The 19850-nt window shown below is 42.7% G+C and carries 10 protein-coding genes; 1 reads left to right on the plus strand and 9 read right to left on the minus strand.

The genetic code is table 11. The features are described from left to right. Positions 1–2: 2 nt before the first annotated feature. The 9 genes from prfA to BLP46_RS05325 form a co-directional block, all read right to left on the minus strand. Positions 3–1076, minus strand: coding sequence for a peptide chain release factor 1 (gene prfA, locus BLP46_RS05280; RefSeq protein WP_092976727.1), 1074 nt, complete (start codon positions 1074–1076; stop codon positions 3–5). Between the two features lie 9 nt (positions 1077–1085). Then, on the minus strand, positions 1086–1265 hold the full coding sequence (locus BLP46_RS05285) for a DUF951 domain-containing protein (protein ID WP_092976730.1): 180 nt from the start codon (positions 1263–1265) through the stop codon (positions 1086–1088). Positions 1266–1653: 388 nt separating this feature from the next. Then, positions 1654–2838: an LL-diaminopimelate aminotransferase gene (locus BLP46_RS05295; protein ID WP_092976736.1), complete on the minus strand. Its 1185-nt coding sequence runs from the start codon at positions 2836–2838 to the stop codon at positions 1654–1656. A 37-nt stretch (positions 2839–2875) separates the two neighbouring features. Then, the gene (gene pyrG, locus BLP46_RS05300) at positions 2876–4501 is read right to left on the minus strand and encodes a CTP synthase (RefSeq protein WP_318259480.1); all 1626 of its coding nucleotides are present in this window, start codon (positions 4499–4501) and stop codon (positions 2876–2878) included. A gap of 2 nt (positions 4502–4503) precedes the next feature. Next, the gene (gene carB, locus BLP46_RS05305; protein WP_092976739.1) at positions 4504–8559 is read right to left on the minus strand and encodes a carbamoyl-phosphate synthase large subunit; all 4056 of its coding nucleotides are present in this window, start codon (positions 8557–8559) and stop codon (positions 4504–4506) included. A gap of 36 nt (positions 8560–8595) precedes the next feature. Next, positions 8596–9675 carry a carbamoyl phosphate synthase small subunit gene (locus BLP46_RS05310; RefSeq protein WP_092976742.1) on the minus strand — a complete coding sequence of 360 codons (1080 nt, stop codon included), beginning with the start codon at positions 9673–9675 and terminating at the stop codon, positions 8596–8598. A 35-nt stretch (positions 9676–9710) separates the two neighbouring features. After that, positions 9711–10280 carry an ANTAR domain-containing response regulator gene (locus BLP46_RS05315; RefSeq protein WP_092976745.1) on the minus strand — a complete coding sequence of 190 codons (570 nt, stop codon included), beginning with the start codon at positions 10278–10280 and terminating at the stop codon, positions 9711–9713. Between the two features lie 430 nt (positions 10281–10710). Then, positions 10711–12411, minus strand: a complete 1701-nt coding sequence (locus BLP46_RS05320) for an ammonium transporter (protein ID WP_092976748.1) — start codon at positions 12409–12411, stop codon at positions 10711–10713. Between the two features lie 118 nt (positions 12412–12529). Beyond that, positions 12530–14623 (minus strand): glutamine synthetase III family protein, encoded by a 2094-nt coding sequence (locus BLP46_RS05325; protein ID WP_092976751.1) that lies wholly within the window; start codon positions 14621–14623, stop codon positions 12530–12532. Between the two features lie 682 nt (positions 14624–15305). On the opposite strand from BLP46_RS05325, the gene gltB reads away from it, so the two are divergent. Beyond that, complete coding sequence (gene gltB, locus BLP46_RS05335; RefSeq protein ID WP_092976812.1) at positions 15306–19850, plus strand: glutamate synthase large subunit; 4545 nt, start codon at positions 15306–15308, stop codon at positions 19848–19850.

The raw sequence follows: 19850 nt of genomic DNA on the forward strand, positions 1-19850 counted from the left end.
GATTACTGAGTCATATTTTCTTTTAGCTTTTCGGCACGTTCAGCCGTTATCAAAGCGTCTATAACTTCGTCCAAATTACCGTTCAGAATATCTTCAAGCTTATATAGGGTAAGACCTATTCTGTGGTCGGTCAGTCTGCCCTGGGGATAATTATAGGTACGAATACGCTCGCTTCTGTCGCCCGTTCCCACCTGAGATTTTCTGTCAGCTGCAATCTCGCTCGCCTGCTTATCCTGCTTTTCTTTAAGAAGACGGCTTTTAAGGACTTTGAGCGCCTTGTCCTTGTTCTTATACTGGCTGCGCTCGTCCTGACACTCAACCACCGTTCCTGTCGGAATATGGGTAATTCTGATTGCCGAACTTGTTTTGTTTATGTGCTGACCGCCGGCACCGCTTGAACGGAAGGTATCGATTTTCAAATCATTTGGGTCAATTTCAAGCTCAACGTCCTCAGCCTCCGGCAGTACGGCAACCGTAGTTGTTGAGGTATGCACTCTGCCCTGACTTTCGGTTTCGGGAACACGCTGAACTCGGTGAACGCCGCTCTCATACTTAAAACGAGAGTATGCGCCCTCTCCCTCAACCATAAATGAAATTTCTTTATATCCGCCAAGCTCAGTTTCGTTTGCATTCAGCACTTCAACCTTAAAGTTATGCTTTTCGGCGTACATTGAGTACATTCTGAAAAGCACAGCACTGAACAGGGCGGATTCCTCGCCGCCTGCTCCGCCTCTTATCTCAATAATAACGTTTCTCTCGTCATTCGGGTCTTTTGGCAAAAGCAAAATCTTTAGTTTTTCCGAGAGCTCTTCAATATTTGACTTGGCTTCGTCAAGTTCGGCTTGTGCAAGCTCTTTGAGTTCTTGATCCGAAGTCTCATTCAAAATTTCAAGGCTTTCCTGCTGTGAGGCAAGTGCCTTTTTGTAATCACGGTAAGTAAGCACGATTTCTTCAATCGACTTAATCTCTTTCATTGTTTTTTGATACTCGTCGGGATTTGCCGCAACAGACGGCTCATACAGCCTTTGGGAAAGCTCGCTGTATCTTTTGTCAAAAATCTCTATCTTTTCAAACATAATTTATCCTTAATCAATCAAGATTTTTTTGATGTTTTTCTCAATCTTATTACGCGGAGCCATAACTTCTCTGCCGCATTTTTCGCACTTTATTTTAAAGTCCATACCGATGCGCAAAATACGAAATGTTTTTCCGCCGCAGGGGTGCGGTTTTTTCATTTCAACACGGTCGCCCACGTTTACGTTCAAGCAAAACACCTCCGAAAGTTCAACACATTTTAATTATATTTAAATCGGAGCAACACTCTGCTTTGTCTAAAAAACAAGAGCCTGCAACCGATGCAAGCAGTGCAAAGGAGCCGCAATTTCTTGGGATTCAACGAAAGATTAACTCCTGCCGAAAGATTGTAATATTCTTCGCCTCTAAAGCAGAGGGTAAATCTGCACTTAAGATTATATTATACTACAAAAATCACCAAATATCAACAGCGCAAAATGCGTAAAAAGTGTATTGATTTCATATACCGTAAAATAATTAAGACATTGTTTTATATTTTTGATTTCATACTAATCTCAACTACAAGTCACACGCTGCAACAAACAAAACGCCCCTCCGTTTTGGAGAGGCGTTTGACCATTAAAGGCTCTTTATAAGCTTCTTTAAACGTTCAACAGCTTCTATTGTGTTTTCTCTGTCGCCGAATGAGGTAAGACGGAAGTAGCCTGCGCCATTTTCGCCGAAGCCCTCGCCCGGAGTGCCGACAACATTAGCTTCTTTCAAAAGCAGGTCAAAGAATTCCCAGCTTCCCATATTATTGGGGCACTTTAACCAAACGTACGGTGAATTTTTGCCGCCTGTATAATAAATTCCGAGTTCATCAAGAGCAGAAGAAATAATTCTTGCGTTCTCCTGATAATACTCAATATTTTTCTTAATCTGTTTCTGACCCTCTTCGCTGAATACAGCCGCAGCCGCACACTGTACAGGCCATGAAACGCCGTTAAACTTGGTTGCCTGACGGCGATACCAAATTGAATACAGGTTGTGTCCATCACGCTCAAGCTCTTTCGGAATAATTGTATAGCCGCAACGTGTGCCTGTAAATCCTGCTGTCTTTGAAAGTGAGCATATCTCTATTGCGCACTTTCTTGCACCCTCAACGGCAAAGATTGAACGAGGCAAATCCTCGGTAATAAATGCTTCATAAGCACTGTCATAAAGAATAATCGCATCGTTTTTGTTTGCATAGTCAACCCAAGCCTTGAGCTGTTCGTAATTATATGCCGCACCGGTAGGATTGTTTGGAGAACAAAGGTAGATTATGTCTGCCTTTACGCTGTCATCGGGCATAGCCGCAAATCCGTTTGATTCATCGGAAGAAGCATACACAATCTTTCTGCCGGCCATAATGTTGGAGTCAACATATACCGGATATACGGGGTCTGTAACAAGAACGGTGTTGTCTTTATCAAATATATCACCGATGTTGCCGCAATCGGATTTTGCACCGTCAGAAACAAAGATTTCATCGGCAGAAACAGTAACGCCAAAACCCTTGTAATAATTTGCAATAGCTTCTCTCAAAAACGCATAGCCCTCATAGTCGGGATAGCCCTTGAATGTTTCTTTGTGGGCAAGGTCCTCTGCTCCCTTTTTCATAGCCTCTACTACAACAGGAGCAAGCGGCAATGTTACATCGCCGATGCCGAGCTTGATTATCTTCTTATCCGGATTTGCCTTTGCAAATTCAGCTGTTTTTTTTGCAACGTCGGCAAACAAATAGTTTGGCACAAGGTTGTCGAAATTCTTATTTATCTTCATATGCAAAATTCCTTTCAAAAAATTTCGTTACGCAAGTTTATTTTTCAAGCGAAGCCTTGATAAATTCCCTGAAAAGCGGATGAGCACGGTTAGGACGGGACTTAAACTCCGGATGATACTGTACTCCTACAAAGAATCTGTTTTCGGGGATTTCAACGGCTTCAACCAAAAGTCCGTTTGGTGAAGTACCGGTTATTTTCATTCCGGCCTTTTCTATTTCTTCTCTGTAATCATTATTAAATTCATAACGGTGGCGATGACGTTCGGAAACTTCTTCTTTTCCGTAAGCCTTTGCCATCATTGAATCTTTCTTAATAACACAAGGATATGCGCCGAGACGCATTGTTCCGCCCATATCTTCAACGCCAAGCTGTTCAGGCATAAGGTCGATTACATTGTGCTTGCCGTCAGGCGCAAACTCGCCGCTGTTAGCGTCTTCATAGCCGAGGACGTGTCTTGCATACTCAATAACAGCAGTCTGCATACCGAGGCAAATTCCAAGATACGGAATATTATGCTCTCTTGCATATTTTGCAGCCATAACTTTGCCCTCAACGCCTCTGTTGCCAAAGCCGCCCGGTACAAGGATACCGTCAACATCGCCCAAAAGCTCGTCTGCCTTATATTTTGTTATAAGCTCGCAGTCAACCCACTTTATATCAACGTCGGCTGAATTTTCAAAGCCCGCATGGCGAAGAGCCTCGGCAACGGACAGATATGCGTCGTGAAGTGCAACGTATTTTCCGCAAAGTGCAATTGTACACTTCTTTGTGCGGTTATTTATGCGCTCAAGCATTTCTTTCCATTCAGTCAGGTCAGGCTTCTTATCAACGGCAATATTAAGCTCACGGCAAACAACGTTTGAAAAATTGCTTTCTTCAAGCATGAGCGGAGCCTGATAAAGCGTTGGCAGCGTGATATTTTCTATTACGCAATCGGGCTTTACATTGCAGAAAAGTGCGATTTTTTCAAAAATGCTCTTTTCAAGCGGTTCATCACATCTGAGAACAATAATGTCAGGATTGATTCCAAGTGAACGAAGTTCTTTAACGGAATGTTGAGTAGGCTTTGACTTATGTTCCTCACTGCCCTTAATGTACGGAACAAGGGTTACGTGAATAAAGATGCTGTTTTCTCTGCCTACTTCAAGTGAAACCTGGCGAATTGCTTCAAGGAAAGGCTGGCTTTCAATATCGCCTACTGTGCCGCCGATTTCCGTGATAACAACGTCGGCGTTTGTCTTTTCGCCAACATTATATATAAATGACTTAATTTCGTTGGTGATGTGAGGAATAACCTGAACGGTTTTTCCCAAATAATCTCCGTGGCGCTCCTTTTCAAGAACGTTTGAATAAACCTTGCCTGTTGTAAGGTTTGAATACTTGTTTAAATCTTCGTCAATAAAGCGCTCATAGTGTCCAAGGTCAAGGTCGGTCTCTGCGCCGTCTTCGGTAACATAAACCTCACCGTGCTGATACGGGCTCATAGTTCCCGGGTCAACGTTAATATAGGGGTCAAGTTTTTGAGCAACGATTTTTAAACCTCTTGCCTTGAGAAGACGACCGAGGGACGCAGCGGTAATACCCTTGCCGAGTCCCGAAACAACGCCGCCGGTTACAAAAATATATTTAGTATTCTTTTTAATATTATTGTTTATCTCCACTTTTACACCTCAATCTCGCCGTCAAATACCTTTTCGGCATTTCCCGTCATATAAACAGTATCGTTGGTATAATTTATTATAAGATCTCCGCCGATAAGCTTTATCTTGATGTCTTCGCCCTTTTTGCAGAAGCCGTTTTCACAAGCAGCAACGGCAACAGCGCATGCTCCTGTTCCGCAAGCCCAAGTCTCGCCCGAACCGCGTTCCCAAACACGCATTTTAATTGTGTGTTCGTCAAGAACGGTAACGAACTCGGTATTTACACGTTCGGGGAACAAAGGATTAAATTCAAACTCCGGACCAACCTTTTCAATTTCAAGGTTATCAATATCGTCCATAAATACTACGCAGTGAGGGTTACCCATTGAAACGCAGGTAATATTGTACTGCTTGTCACCTATTGTAACAGGCTCGTTTACAACCTTTTCTTTGCCGTCAATAGCAACAGGAATGTCCTTTGGATTGAGAACAGCCTTGCCCATATCAACACGCAAACGTGTAACCTCGCCGTTTGTTGTGTATGCCTTTAACGACTTAATTCCGCTGAGGGTTTCAACAGTAATTTCATCTTTCTGATTGTAATCAATCATACCGTGGTCATAGAGGAACTTGCCTACGCAGCGGATACCGTTTCCGCACATCTTGCCCTCTGAACCGTCACGGTTATACATCTTCATCTTTGCGTCGGCAACCTTTGACGGGCAAACAAGAATTACGCCGTCGCCGCCGATTCCAAAATGTCTGTCGGAAAGTCTTACCGCAAGTGCTTCGGGATTGTTGATTTCCTGGTCAAAAGTGCTGAAGTATATATAGTCGTTTCCTATACCCTGCATTTTTGTAAATTTAAGCATTTCCTTTGCCTCCCTCATATCGTTTATGTTTACAAGCTCGGTGCTGTGCTGTGAATAATGGCTCTTAAGGCAGTCTGCCAAAGCATTTGCCGTATCAAGCGAAGTAAGACACGGAATGTTTCTTTCAACCGTTTTTCTGCGGATTTTAACAGAATCTCTCGAAGGTATTCTGCCCTTTGCGGAAGTTGAAATAACATACTGAATTTTACCCGATTCAATAAGTGTGAGTGTATTGCGGTTTTTGGACTCGTGGATTTTCTTAACGCATACTGCGTCAATGCCGAATTTTCTCAAAACTTCAGCCGTACCCTCGGTAGCATATATTGTAAAGCCAAGGTCATAATACTTCTTTGCGATTTCTCCGATTTCCACCTTATCGGAATTGCGGACGGTTATGAACACGCCGCCCTTTTTCTTCATCTTATAACCTGCTGCAATAAGTCCCTTATACAAAGCCTCTTCAAGAGTGCTTGCAATACCGAGAACCTCACCGGTTGATTTCATCTCGGGTCCGAGGTGGTTATCAACATTTATAAGTTTTTCAAAGCTGAATACAGGTACCTTTACGGCAATGTAAGGACTTCTGCGGTAAAGACCCGTGCCGTAACCCATATCCTTAAGCTTTTCGCCAAGCATAGCGCGGGTTGCAAGGTCAACCATCGGCACGCCCGTAACCTTGCTGATATAAGGAATTGTTCTTGAAGAACGCGGATTAACTTCAATTACATAAAGCTCGTTTTTGTAAATAAGATACTGAATGTTGACAAGACCCTTTGTTCTTAGCTCAATTGCAAGATTGCGTGAGCTTTCGATAATGGTTTTTGTCATTTCATCAGAAATATTCCATGCGGGATAAACTGCAATTGAGTCGCCCGAATGTACTCCGGCACGCTCGATATGCTCCATAATACCCGGAATCAAAATATCGTCGCCGTCACAGATTGCGTCAACTTCAAGCTCTGTTCCCTGCAAATACTTATCAATAAGTATCGGGTTTTCTATATTCTGAGCAAGGATAATTGCCATATATTCCTTAACGTCGTCCTCGTTAAACGCAATAATCATATTCTGACCGCCAAGAACATAGGACGGACGAAGAAGTACAGGATATCCGATATTTTTAGCAACCGAAAGAGCTTCTTCGGTTGTCATAACCGTAACGCCTCTCGGACGTTTGATGTGGTATTTTTCAAGCAATTCGTCAAAACGCTCTCTGTCTTCTGCCATATCAATAGCGTCGTAAGAAGTTCCGAGAATATTAACACCGTTATCGCTTAGGAATTTTGTCAGTTTAATAGCTGTCTGTCCGCCGAAAGCAACCACAACGCCGTATGGATTTTCGGTTTTGATAATTCCCATAACGTCCTCGGTTGTCAGAGGCTCAAAATAAAGTCTGTCAGCCGTATCAAAGTCGGTTGAAACGGTTTCTGGGTTATTATTTACAATTACAACGTCATATCCTGCTTTTTTAAGAGCCCATACACAGTGAACCGAAGCATAGTCAAATTCAATACCCTGTCCGATTCTGATAGGACCAGAACCGAATACGATAACTGTCTTTTTGCCGTCGGCACGCTCCTTAATAAATTCGTCAGCCTCGTTCTCTTTATCGAATGTGGAGTAAAAATACGGAGTTTCGGCTTCAAATTCGGCAGCGCAGGTATCAACCATTTTATAAACCGGGACAAGCGGATTTTCTATCTTTTTGCCTGTAATCTGTTCAATTGTCTTGTCAAGGAAGCCCTTGTTCTTTGCACGAACGTAAAGGTCCTCTGTAAGCTCGCCGTTTTTAAGCTCGTTTTCAACTGCGATAATATTTTTTAACTTTTCAAGGAACCATTCGTCAATTAATGTTATATTATGAATGTCAGCAACGGAAATTCCTCGTTTTAACGCTTCATACACACAGAAAATTCTTCTGTCGTCGCACACGCTGAGTCTGTCGTAAACAGAAGCATTTGAAAGTTCTGCAAATTCCTTGTCATCAAGTGTGTTATGTGAAATTTCAGCACCTCTGACAGCTTTCATAATTGCCTGTTCAAAGGTCGGGGCAATAGCCATAACCTCACCGGTAGCCTTCATCTGAGTACCGAGGGTGCGCTTTGCATAAACAAATTTATCAAACGGCCATTTTGGGAACTTTACAACAACATAGTCAAGGGCAGGCTCAAAGCAAGCATATGTTGAACCCGTAACGGCATTCTTAATTTCATTAAGTGTATAGCCGATTGCAATTTTTGCGGCAACCTTTGCTATCGGGTATCCAGTTGCCTTTGAAGCAAGTGCAGATGAACGTGATACACGTGGGTTAACCTCAATTACAGCGTATTCAAAAGTTTCGGGATTCAGCGCAAACTGACAGTTGCAGCCGCCCTCTACTTTTAATGCAGAAATAATGTTAAGCGCCGCACTTCTGAGCATCTGATATTCTTTATCGGCAAGGGTTACAGTCGGGGCAATTACAATTGAGTCGCCTGTATGAACTCCGACAGGGTCGAAGTTTTCCATAGAGCAAACGGTGATAACGTTGCCGTCGTGGTCACGCATAACCTCAAACTCAATTTCTTTCCAACCTGAAATACATTTTTCAACCAATACCTGTGTAATCGGAGAAAGCTCAAGACCGTTAGAAGTAATCTCTCTGAGCTCTTCCTCATCATTTACAATACCGCCGCCGGTACCGCCAAGCGTAAATGCCGGACGAATAATTACCGGATAGCCGATTTCATTTGCAAAATCAACAGCGGATTCAACGTCGTTTACTACAAGCGACGGAATTACAGGCTGATTGATTTCAAGCATTGTATCCTTAAAGAGCTGTCTGTCCTCAGCCTTATCGATTGTCTCAGGATTTGCTCCGAGAAGTTTTACGTTATATTTATCAAGGAAGCCCTCTTTTGCAAGCTGCATTGAGAGCGTAAGTCCTGTCTGGCCGCCCAAGGTTGACAACAAACTGTCAGGACGCTCCTTTTTGATTATTCTTTTAACTGTTTCAAGCGTAAGCGGCTCAATATAAACCTTATCCGCCATAGCATTGTCGGTCATAATTGTTGCAGGGTTTGAGTTGACCAAAATAACCTCAAGTCCCTCTTCTTTAAGAGCACGACACGCCTGTGTGCCCGCATAGTCAAATTCGGCAGCCTGTCCGATTACAATAGGACCGGAACCGATTACCATAACTCTTTTTATATCCTGTTTGAGTGGCATACAATCATTCCTTATACAATATATTTCGGTTATGTATTACTTATTATCTTTCATCAATTTAATAAAACGGTCAAACAAAAATGCAGTGTCGTGCGGGCCGCCGCAAGCTTCGGGGTGGAACTGAACCGAAAATGCAGGCATATCGGTGTATGTAACGCCCTCGCAGGTGTTATCGTTTCCGTTTGCAAAGCTTACTTTGCCGTTTGCAGGCATACTGTCGCTTACAACGGCATATCCGTGGTTCTGAGAAGTAATGTAAACACGGCCTGTTTCAATTTCCTTGGCAGGCTGGTTTGCACCACGGTGACCGTACTTAAGTTTTTCTGTTTTTGCTCCCTGCGAAAGAGCAAGAAGCTGATGACCCAGACAAATTCCAAATGTCGGAATCTTATATTCACAAAGCTTTTTAAGCTGTGCTATAATTTCCGTATTGCTGCTTGGGTCTCCCGGGCCGTTTGAAAGCATAATTCCGTCAGGATTCATCGACTTAATTTCTTCGGCAGAAGTATCGGCAGGAACAACGGTTACATTGCATCCTCTCTTTACAAGTTCTCGGCAAATATTATGCTTTGCGCCAAAGTCCATAAGCACAACGTCAAGAGTTCCGTTATCAGCCTTAAACTCCTTTTTCTCTTTAATAGTTGTATTTTCAACAGCTTCTGTAATTACGTAGTTTTTGATTTCTTCAAGAAGCTTTTCGTCAACTTCGTCGGAATAAGCAATCTTACAGTTCAGCACGCCGTATTCACGCACGATTCTTGTAAGTGCACGTGTGTCAATTCCGTAAATTCCGGGAATATCGGACTCTTTTAAAAAGGTGTCAAGGTCACCCTCACAGCGAAAGTTTGAGGGAGCTTGGCACCATTCTCTTACAATATATCCTTTTAATGACGGTGAGTCACTCTCAAAATCAGAGGGAATAACCCCGTAGTTACCAATCAAAGGGAATGTCTGAATAACCACCTGACCGTAATAGCTGGGGTCGGTGAGTGTTTCAAGATAACCTGTCATCGCCGTTGTGAAAACAAGCTCTCCCATAGTTTCTTTTTCGGCACCAAAGGCTTTGCCTTCAAACACAGTACCGTTTTCAAGAATTAAGTACGCCGTGCGGCTCATAAAAACACTTTCCTTTCAGAAATTTAATGTGAAAATCAGTTTTCGTAGGTTTTAATAACCTGCATAGCAATTTGCAGCTTGCTGACGCGCAAATCCATCGCCTGCTTTTCAAGATAGCGGTGCGCCTGTTCTTCGGACATATTGAGGCAGGTAACAAGCAAAAGTTTTGCTCGGTTTATTACCTTCATATCCTCAACCATATGCTTCAGACGTTCATTTTCTTCAGCCACACGGAACATTCTCATTCTGAAACAATCCGTAAACTGAAGATAATGGTGAAAAAGGTGTCGGTTTATCGGCTTTGCAATTACCAAAACACCGTGTTTTGTCAACAAATCGTTTACATCGTCGGCGTTCTTTTGAGGAACAATAATCACAACGCTTGAACGTGTTGAATTGGCAAATTCCTCGGAAAGTTTTATCCCGTTTTCATCGGGAAGCGGCGCGTTTATGCAGATAAGGTCAAACTCATCGTCCAAAACATTTTTGCGTGCCGAATCGGCGGTATATGAAGCAGAAATCTTGGCATAACCCTCGTTTCTAAGCAATTCGGCAAGCGAAACTGCGCTTTGCTCCGAGTGGGAAACCAGTAAAGCTTTTTTCATACTACCACCACCGCTATATGAAATATATATTTTCAATCTCCATATTATTGTACAGGATTTAGTACTGTTGATATTTACATAAAGGAATTATAAAAAGATTTTTTGTCGTCGCTTCGTCGAAAATTGTCATCAAAAAAGTGCCGCTAAAATTAAATTTTAATCATTATACAATTATAATGCAGATATTCCCGCCTCTAAAGGCGACGGGCGTTATTCAAGATTTCAACGAAAACACATAATCTCCAACTGAGGTTCTGAGAAGCTGACGATTCTTTGCAAAGCTTACAATCTGTCGTAAGCTTTGCCACCTGCAAACAGGACAGAACGTTCTGCAATTTAAAATTTCCGCACAAAAAAGAACACTGCGCACAGCCAAACAAATGACCGTGCGCAGCATTCTTTATGTGAATTAAAAGGATAGGTAAATTAATTATTCTACATCCTGCATAGCGTCGTAGCCGGTTTCTCCGGTTCTGACTTTTACTACATCTTCAACATTGTAGATGAATATCTTGCCGTCGCCGATGTGTCCAGTGTAAAGTGCCTTTACGGCTGCGTCAACAACGTCCTTAACAGGAACCTTGCATACAACGACCTCAACCTTCATCTTAGGAAGCAGGTTGCTTTCAACTGCAACACCACGATAATATTCGGGTTTGCCCTTTTGAGCACCGCAGCCAAGTACCTGAGATACTGTCATACCGGTAATGCCGAGTTTATCCATTTCTTCTTTAAGAGCTTCAAGCTTTGACTGCTTGAGGATGATGTCGATTTTTGTAATTTTTACGCCGTCGGTAGCAACATCATATTTGCCTGCAAGCTGAACAGGAACAGCCTGTGTTACAGGAACGTTGCCCTGAACGTCAAATGTTTCGTCAAGAGAAGCGGTTGAAACGCCGATTGGCATAAAGTCTGCATAAGCGCTTACAAGACCGTGTTCGGAAATATCAAGTCCCTGCATTTCTTCTTCCTTGGTTACACGAAGACCGATTGTCTTTTTGATGATAAAGAATACGATTGTCATACAAACAACTGTCCAAGCAATGATGCAAAGGATTGCAAGAGCCTGTTTTCCGAGCTGAGCAAGACCGCCGCCGTAGAAAAGACCTGTTATGCCGTTCTGTCCTTCACCTGTTGCGAAAAGACCTACTGCAAGACCGCCCCAAAAACCGTTTACACCGTGAACGGCAAATGCGCCGACAGGGTCATCTATTCTGAGTTTAATATCAACAAATTCAACAGCAAGTACTACGATTATACCTGAAACAAGACCGATAACAGCCGAACCGATTGCATCAACGTCTGCACAACCGGCAGTTACTGCAACAAGACCTGCAAGAGAGCCGTTAAGTGACATTGAAACATCAGGCTTACCGTTTTTAACCCATGTGAATATCATTGTTGTGATTGTTGCAACCGCAGGAGCAATTGTTGTTGTAAGAAGAATTTGACCGAGTCTTGCGCCGTCTTCTGCTGCCGCACCGTTAAATCCATACCAAGCAAACCAAAGAATGAATACACCGAGTGCGCCGAGTGTTATGCTGTGACCCGGGATAGCGTTGACTTTTCCGTCTTTGCCGTATTTACCGACACGGGGACCAAGAATCATTGCACCGATAAGAGCGGTAACACCGCCGACCATATGAATTACGATTGAACCTGCAAAGTCGATTGCACCAAGCTGTGCAAGCCAGCCCTGTGAATTCCACATCCAACCTGCTTCAATCGGATAAATAACAAGAGAGATAACTGCACTGTATACACAGTATGCAGAAAACTTAGTACGTTCTGCCATTGAGCCCGAAACGATTGTTGCAGTCGTTGCACAGAATACAAGCTGGAATACAAAGCTGTTCCAATCAAAGTTTGCCCAATCGGTAAACATATTTAAGTTAGGAATACCGATGAATCCCGCAACATAATCTTCAGACATCATAAGTCCAAAACCAAGTACGGAAAATACTACTGTACCGATACAAAAGTCCAGCAGGTTTTTCATTATAATGTTACCTGCGTTCTTGGCTCTTGTAAAGCCTGTTTCTACCATTGCGAAGCCGCACTGCATAAAGAACACCAACAATGCGCCTATCATAAACCACACGCCTGTGCTGCCAAAAATTAATTCTGACATAAAAATTTCCCCCTTAACACAATCTCTCAAAAAAAGCGGCGTATACACAGAATTACTCTGTATACACGCCGTTGTGTTAACCGTTTTTTATTTGATTATAATTTATTACTGTACGTTATTATACGTTAAAAAGCATTTCGCCGTAAGACGGATAAGGCCAATATTCAGATGAAGTTTCTGTCTCCATGGAATCGCCTACCGCACGAAGCTCCTGCATAAGTGCGAATACTGTTTCACGATAGTATGTTGCATAAGCAAGATTATCGTCGCTGTAATCGTTTGCCTTAATAACTGCTTCTTCAAGCTCGGCAGTTTTCTTTGTGAAGCAAACCAATTTGTTTGAAAGGCTTGTGATAAGGTCTTCTTCAACAACTGTCGGAATAGCTTCGGAAAGCGACTTCTTTGCAAGTGCAGTCTCTGTAAGTTCTCTGACAAATGATGTTACGGCAGGAGTGATATTCTTCTTAGCCATCTCAATCATTGTAAGAGCCTCAATGTTAATCTGCTTTGCATAATTTTCAAGCTCAATTTCATATCTTGCACGAAGTTCCTGTTCGGTCATAATCTTGTTATTAACAAACAAGTCAACGTTCTTCTTATCCATAAAGTGAGCCTCAGCTTCAGGAAGTGACTTAAGATTAAGAAGTCCTCTTCTTTCAGCCTCTTCAACCCATTCGGGAGCATAGTTATCGCCGTTAAAGATAATGGCCTGATGCTCTGTAAATACTTTCTTAATAAGAACCTTAACAGCTTCATCAAGATTATCGGCATCTTTAAGCTCATCATAGAACTGTGAAAGTTCCTCTGCAACCATTGTGTTGAGCATGTAGTTCGGGCAAGCAATGTTGAGTGAAGAACCGAGAGCTCTGAACTCAAACTTATTACCTGTAAATGCAAACGGAGATGTACGGTTACGGTCTGATGTATCTTTCTTGAAATCAGCAAGAACATCAACGCCTGTCATCATCTTAACCTTGCCCTTGCTTACATATTCTTTATCATTAATAATAGATTCAACAAGTGCGCCCAAATCATCGCCAAGATACATTGAGATGATTGCCGGAGGTGCTTCGTTAGCTCCGAGACGGTGGTCGTTACCTGCAGAAGCAACTGTAATTCTGAGCAAATCCTGATATTCGTGAACAGCCTTTACGATTGCTGCAAGGAACAAAAGGAACTGAGTGTTATTTTCAGGATTCTTGCCGGGGTCAAGCAGGTTTTCGCCGGTGTTGGTTGAAATTGACCAGTTGTTGTGCTTACCTGAACCGTTTACTCCGGCAAACGGCTTTTCGTGGAGCAAGCAAACAAGTCCGTGCTTCTCTGCAATCTTCTTCATAATCTCCATTGTAAGCTCGTTATGGTCTGTTGCCACATTTGCTGTTGAGAATATAGGAGCAAGCTCGTGCTGTGACGGAGCAACTTCGTTGTGCTTTGTCTTTGCAAGAATACCGAGTTTCCAGAGCTCTTCATCGAGGTCTTTCATATAAGCGGCAACTCTTGTTTTGATTGAGCCGAAGTAATGGTCGTCAAGTTCCTGTCCCTTTGGAGCCTTTGCACCGAAAAGTGTTCTTCCGGTAAAGATAAGGTCTTCACGCTGGTCATACATTTCCTTATCAATAAGGAAGTATTCCTGTTCGGGACCTACTGTTGTTGTTACTCTTGTAACGTCATTCTTGCCAAGCAGGTGAAGAACCTTTACAGCTTCTGTACTCAATCTTTCCATTGAACGAAGCAAAGGAGTTTTTTTATCAAGAATTTCGCCTGTGTATGAACAGAATGCGGTAGGAATGTAAAGGGAGCCGTCTCTTACAAAAGCATATGAAGTTGGGTCCCATGTTGTATAGCCTCTTGCCTCAAAAGTAGCACGAATACCGCCGCTTGGGAACGAAGAAGCATCAGGCTCGCCCTTGATAAGCTCTTTGCCCGAAAATTCCATAATTACCTGACCGTCCCCGCTCGGAGCAATAAAGCTGTCATGCTTTTCTGCCGTAACGCCTGTCATCGGCTGGAACCAGTGAGTGTAATGAGTACATCCAAGCTCAATAGCCCAATCCTTCATTGCGTTTGCAACAACATTGGCTACGCTCAAATCAAGCGGCTCACCGTTTTGAATTGTTTTCTTCAAAGCCTTGTAGGTAGCCTTTGGAAGTCTTTCCTGCATTTTCTGGTCATTAAAAACCATGCTGCCGAAAATCTCGGGTACATTTGCCATAAGTATTCTCTCCTATCCAAAATATAAAGTAAAATAAACAAAAAGACGCTGCAAGCCCGTAAAGCTCACAGCGCCTTTGCTGTTGTTGCTAACAGTATATGCCTTATTTGCGGGTTTGTCAATAGTTTTTTGAAAAAAATCTGAATTTTTGCAAGTTTTATTTATTTTCCTGCAAAGTTTATGCATCAGCAGCCAAACATTTGTGTATATTCTGCCAACGATTGAATTAGCATAATTAAAAAGTTGCAAAAAATCTTAATTTTCTATTGACATACGTCATTTATCGGTTATATAATACAGTTATGCGCTTTGATTTAAGAGCCTAAAACAAAATTATGCAGGATTTAAGATTTAAAGTTGCAAAAGCGTTATATATGCTTTCATATTTATGTAATGACAGCATTATTACATTATACTTATTATTTAATTTTAATTCACGTTATCTTCTGAACATCACTTAAGTTCTATATTTTAAATTGAAGCAACACTCTGCTCTGATTGCAAAAGTCAGGGTGTACGACAGATTACAATCAGTGCAAAAGAGCTCAGCTCATTAATTTTTCAGCGGGTAATAAACGCCCCAAACGAAAGATTAATTGTCTCAGCTGCTTTTACAGGCAGCAAAAGACATATGCACTATGATTATATTATATTTGAATTATCAGGAAAGGATGATTATCAAATGGGACAGACTGAAAAACCAAATGCTCAAAGCAAGCTGTACTCCCCCATGTTTGAGCACGACAACTGCGGTATCGGAGCGGTTGTAAACATTAAAGGCGAAAAATCACACGACACAGTGGCAAATGCTCTTACTATTGTAGAAACACTTGAACACCGTGCAGGAAAAGACGCCGAGGGCAAAACAGGTGACGGTGTTGGTATTCTGCTCCAGATTTCTCACAAATTCTTTAAAAAGGCTGCAAAAGAAATCGGAATTAATCTTCTTTCCGAGCGTGACTACGCTGTGGGAATGTTTTTCTTCCCGCAAAATGAACTTGCAAGAAACCAAGCTAAAAAGATGTTTGAGATTATTGCGGAAAAAGAAGGGCTTGAAGTTCTCGGCTGGCGTGAGGTGCCGTCCGATACAACAGTAATCGGGAAACGTGCGCTTGACTGTATGCCTTTTATTATGCAGTGTTTCATCCAACGTCCCGAGGGCGTTAAAAAGGGCATCAGCTTTGACCGCAAGCTCTATGTTGCAAGACGTGTTTTTGAGCAGAGCAACGAGGATACATATGTAGTATCTCTTTCAAGCCGAACCATTGTATATAAAGGTATGTTCCTTGTCGGCGACCTGAGAAGATTTTTCCTTGACCTTCAAAGTCCCGACTATGAATCGGCAATCGCTATGGTTCACTCAAGATTCTCAACCAACACAAATCCAAGCTGGCAGAGAGCTCATCCAAACAGAATGATTGTTCACAACGGTGAGATTAACACTATCCGCGGCAACGCAGACAAGATGCTCGCCCGTGAAGAAACAATGCGCAGCGAACACCTGAAAGGTGATTTGGACAAGGTTATCCCTGTTGTAAACACCGAGGGTTCCGACTCTGCAATGCTTGATAACACACTTGAATTTTTGGTTATGAGCGGTATGGAACTTCCGCTTGCCGTTATGATAACAATCCCGGAACCTTGGGACAGAAACGGCACAATGAGTCAGAAGAAAAAAGATTTCTATCAGTATTATGCAACAATGATGGAGCCTTGGGACGGACCTGCTTCAATTCTTTTCTCAGATGGCGACATTATGGGAGCTGTTCTTGACCGTAACGGATTGCGTCCGTCAAGATACTATATCACAAGCGACGGCAACCTTATTCTTTCTTCTGAAGTCGGCGCACTTCCGATTGATGCGGACAAAATCGTTGTTAAAGAGAGACTGCGCCCGGGCAAAATGCTTCTTGTTGACACAGTAAAGGGCAAACTTATTGACGACGACGAACTTAAAGAATACTATGCTTCAAAGCAGCCGTACGGCGAATGGCTTGACAGCAACCTTGTAAGCCTTAAGGATTTAAAAATTCCTAACGCCAAGGTTGAAGAACATCACCACGATGAAAGAAAGCGTTTGCAAAAAGCATTCGGCTACACATATGAGGATGTAATGACCTCAATTTTACCAATGGCTAAAAACGGAACAGAGTCAATCTCGGCAATGGGTACCGACAGTCCGCTTGCAGTTCTTTCAAAAGAACCCCAGCCGTTGTTTAACTACTTTAAACAGCTTTTTGCACAGGTTACAAACCCGCCTATTGACGCAATTCGTGAGGAAATCGTAACATCAACAACCGTTTATATCGGTGAGGACGGCAACATTCTTGAAGAAAAGCCCGAAAACTGTAAGGTTATGAAAATCAACAATCCGATTTTGACCTCTACCGATATTCTTAAACTTAAAAATATGAAAATCAGCGGCTTTAAGGTTGCTGTAATTCCTATACTGTATTATAAAAACACACGCCTTTCAAAGGCTGTAAAAAGATTATTTATCGAAGCCGACAAGGCATACAGTGAGGGTGCGAACATTCTCATTCTCTCTGACAGAGGCGTTGACGAAAACCACCTTGCAATTCCGTCGCTTCTTGCGGTTTCGGCACTTCACCAGCACCTTGTCGTAACCAAGAGAAGAACATCTCTTGCAATAGTTCTTGAAAGCGGCGAGCCGCGTGAAGTTCATCACTTTGCAACTCTTCTCGGCTACGGCGCAAGTGCAATCAACCCTTATCTTGCTCAGGAAACAATCCATGAATTAATTCACGATGACCTTCTTGACAAAGACTACTATGCGGCTATTGACGACTACAACAGCGCAGTTCTGCACGGTATTGTTAAAATTGCTTCAAAAATGGGTATTTCTACAATCCAGTCATACCAGGGCTCACAGATTTTTGAGGCTATCGGTATAAGCCGTGAAGTAATTGACGAATACTTTACAGACACAGTAAGCAGAATCGGCGGAATAACACTTAAAGATATTGAAGAAAATGTTGACAGACTTCACACCGCAGCATTTGACCCGTTGGGACTAAGCTGTTCAACAGAACTTGAATCACGAGGAAGCCACAAGTTCAGAAGCGGAAAAGAGGAACATCTTTATAACCCTCAGACAATCCACACCCTGCAAATGGCAACCCGCACAAACGACTACTCGCTGTACAAAAAATACTCTCATTTGATTACAGAAGAAATGGAACCTGTAAATATCCGCGGATTGTTTGACTTCAATTATGCAGAGAAGCCTGTTCCGCTTGATGAAGTTGAAAGCGTAGATTCAATTGTAAAACGCTTTAAGACAGGTGCGATGTCATATGGTTCAATATCTCAGGAAGCCCACGAAACCCTTGCACTCGCAATGAACAAGCTTCACGGAAAGTCAAACTCAGGTGAGGGCGGCGAAAGTCTTGAAAGACTTCTTACCAAGGGCAAAAAAGATGACAGATGTTCTGCAATTAAGCAGGTTGCTTCGGGACGTTTCGGCGTAACATCAAGATACCTTACATCAGCCGATGAAATTCAGATTAAAATGGCTCAGGGTGCAAAACCCGGCGAGGGCGGACATCTTCCGGGCAAAAAGGTTTATCCGTGGATTGCAAAAACACGTCACTCAACACCGGGCGTTTCGCTCATCTCCCCTCCTCCTCATCACGATATTTACTCAATCGAGGATTTGGCTCAGCTTATCTATGACCTTAAAAATGCCAACAAAGACGCAAGAATTTCGGTTAAGCTTGTATCGGAATGTGGAGTCGGAACGGTTGCGGCAGGTGTTGCAAAAGCAGGTGCAGGCGTAATCCTTATTTCGGGTTATGACGGCGGTACAGGTGCCGCTCCGAGAAACTCTATCTACAATGCAGGTTTGCCTTGGGAGCTCGGTCTTGCGGAAGCTCATCAGACCCTTATTATGAACGACTTGCGTGACAGAGTTGTAATTGAAACAGACGGTAAGCTTATGACAGGCCGTGACGTTGCGATTGCCGCAATGCTCGGTGCAGAAGAATTCGGTTTTGCAACCGCTCCGCTTGTTACACTCGGCTGCGCTATGATGCGTGTATGTAACCTTGACACATGTCCGTTCGGCGTTGCTACCCAGAACCCCGAACTCAGAAAGCGTTTCTGCGGCAAGCCTGAATATGTAATCAACTTTATGAAGTTTGTTGCAAGCGAACTTCGTGAATATATGTCAAAATTAGGCGTAAAAACCGTTGACGAACTGGTCGGCAGAATTGACCTCATAAAACCAAAAGAAAACCTTACCGACCGTGAAAAAGAAATTGACCTTTCAAATATCCTTAACCGTGACTTTGCAAGCAACAAGGTTGAATACAACAAGAAGAGCCAGTACGACTTTAAGCTTGATTCAACACTTGACGAAAAGGTATTTGCAAAAGAATTTAAGACGGCATTTGCAAAAGGCACACCAAAAACAATTACGGTAGACGTAAAGAATACAGACAGAACTCTCGGTACTATCTTCGGTTCTGAAATCACAAAGAAATTTGACGACAAACTTGAAGATGACACATTCAAAATCATCTGTAACGGTTCAGGCGGACAGAGCTTCGGCGCATTCATTCCAAAAGGACTTACACTTGAGCTTGTCGGCGACAGCAACGACTACTTCGGCAAGGGACTTTCAGGCGGTAAATTGGTTGTATATCCGCCAAAGGGTTCAAAGTTTAAGCCTGAAGAAAACATCATCATCGGCAACGTTGCACTTTACGGCGCAACAAGCGGCAAGGCGTTCATCAATGGTGTTGCAGGCGAACGTTTCTGCGTCCGCAACTCAGGCGCAACAGCAGTTGTTGAGGGCGTTGGCGACCACGGATGTGAATATATGACAGGCGGACGTGTTGTTGTAATCGGCAAAACCGGCAAAAACTTTGCGGCAGGTATGTCAGGCGGCGTAGCTTATGTTCTTGATGAAAACCGCGACCTATATACAAAGCTCAACAAAGAAATGGTTCTCTTCTCTGAAGTTACCGAGAAATATGATATTCTTGAGCTTAAGGGATTGATTGAAGAACACGTAAGGGCTACCAATTCCGAAAAAGGTAAAGAAATCCTCGATAACTTTGAAGAATATTTGCCGAAATTCAAGAGAATTATTCCTCACGATTACAAAGAGATGATGACTGCGATTGCTCTTAACGAAGAAAAAGGAATGAGCAACGAACAGGCTAAAATCGAAGCATTCTATCAAATCATTAACAACAAATAA

It is taken from the genome of Ruminococcus sp. YE282 (assembly GCA_900101355.1).
Classification (GTDB): domain Bacteria; phylum Bacillota; class Clostridia; order Oscillospirales; family Acutalibacteraceae; genus Ruminococcoides; species Ruminococcoides bromii_A.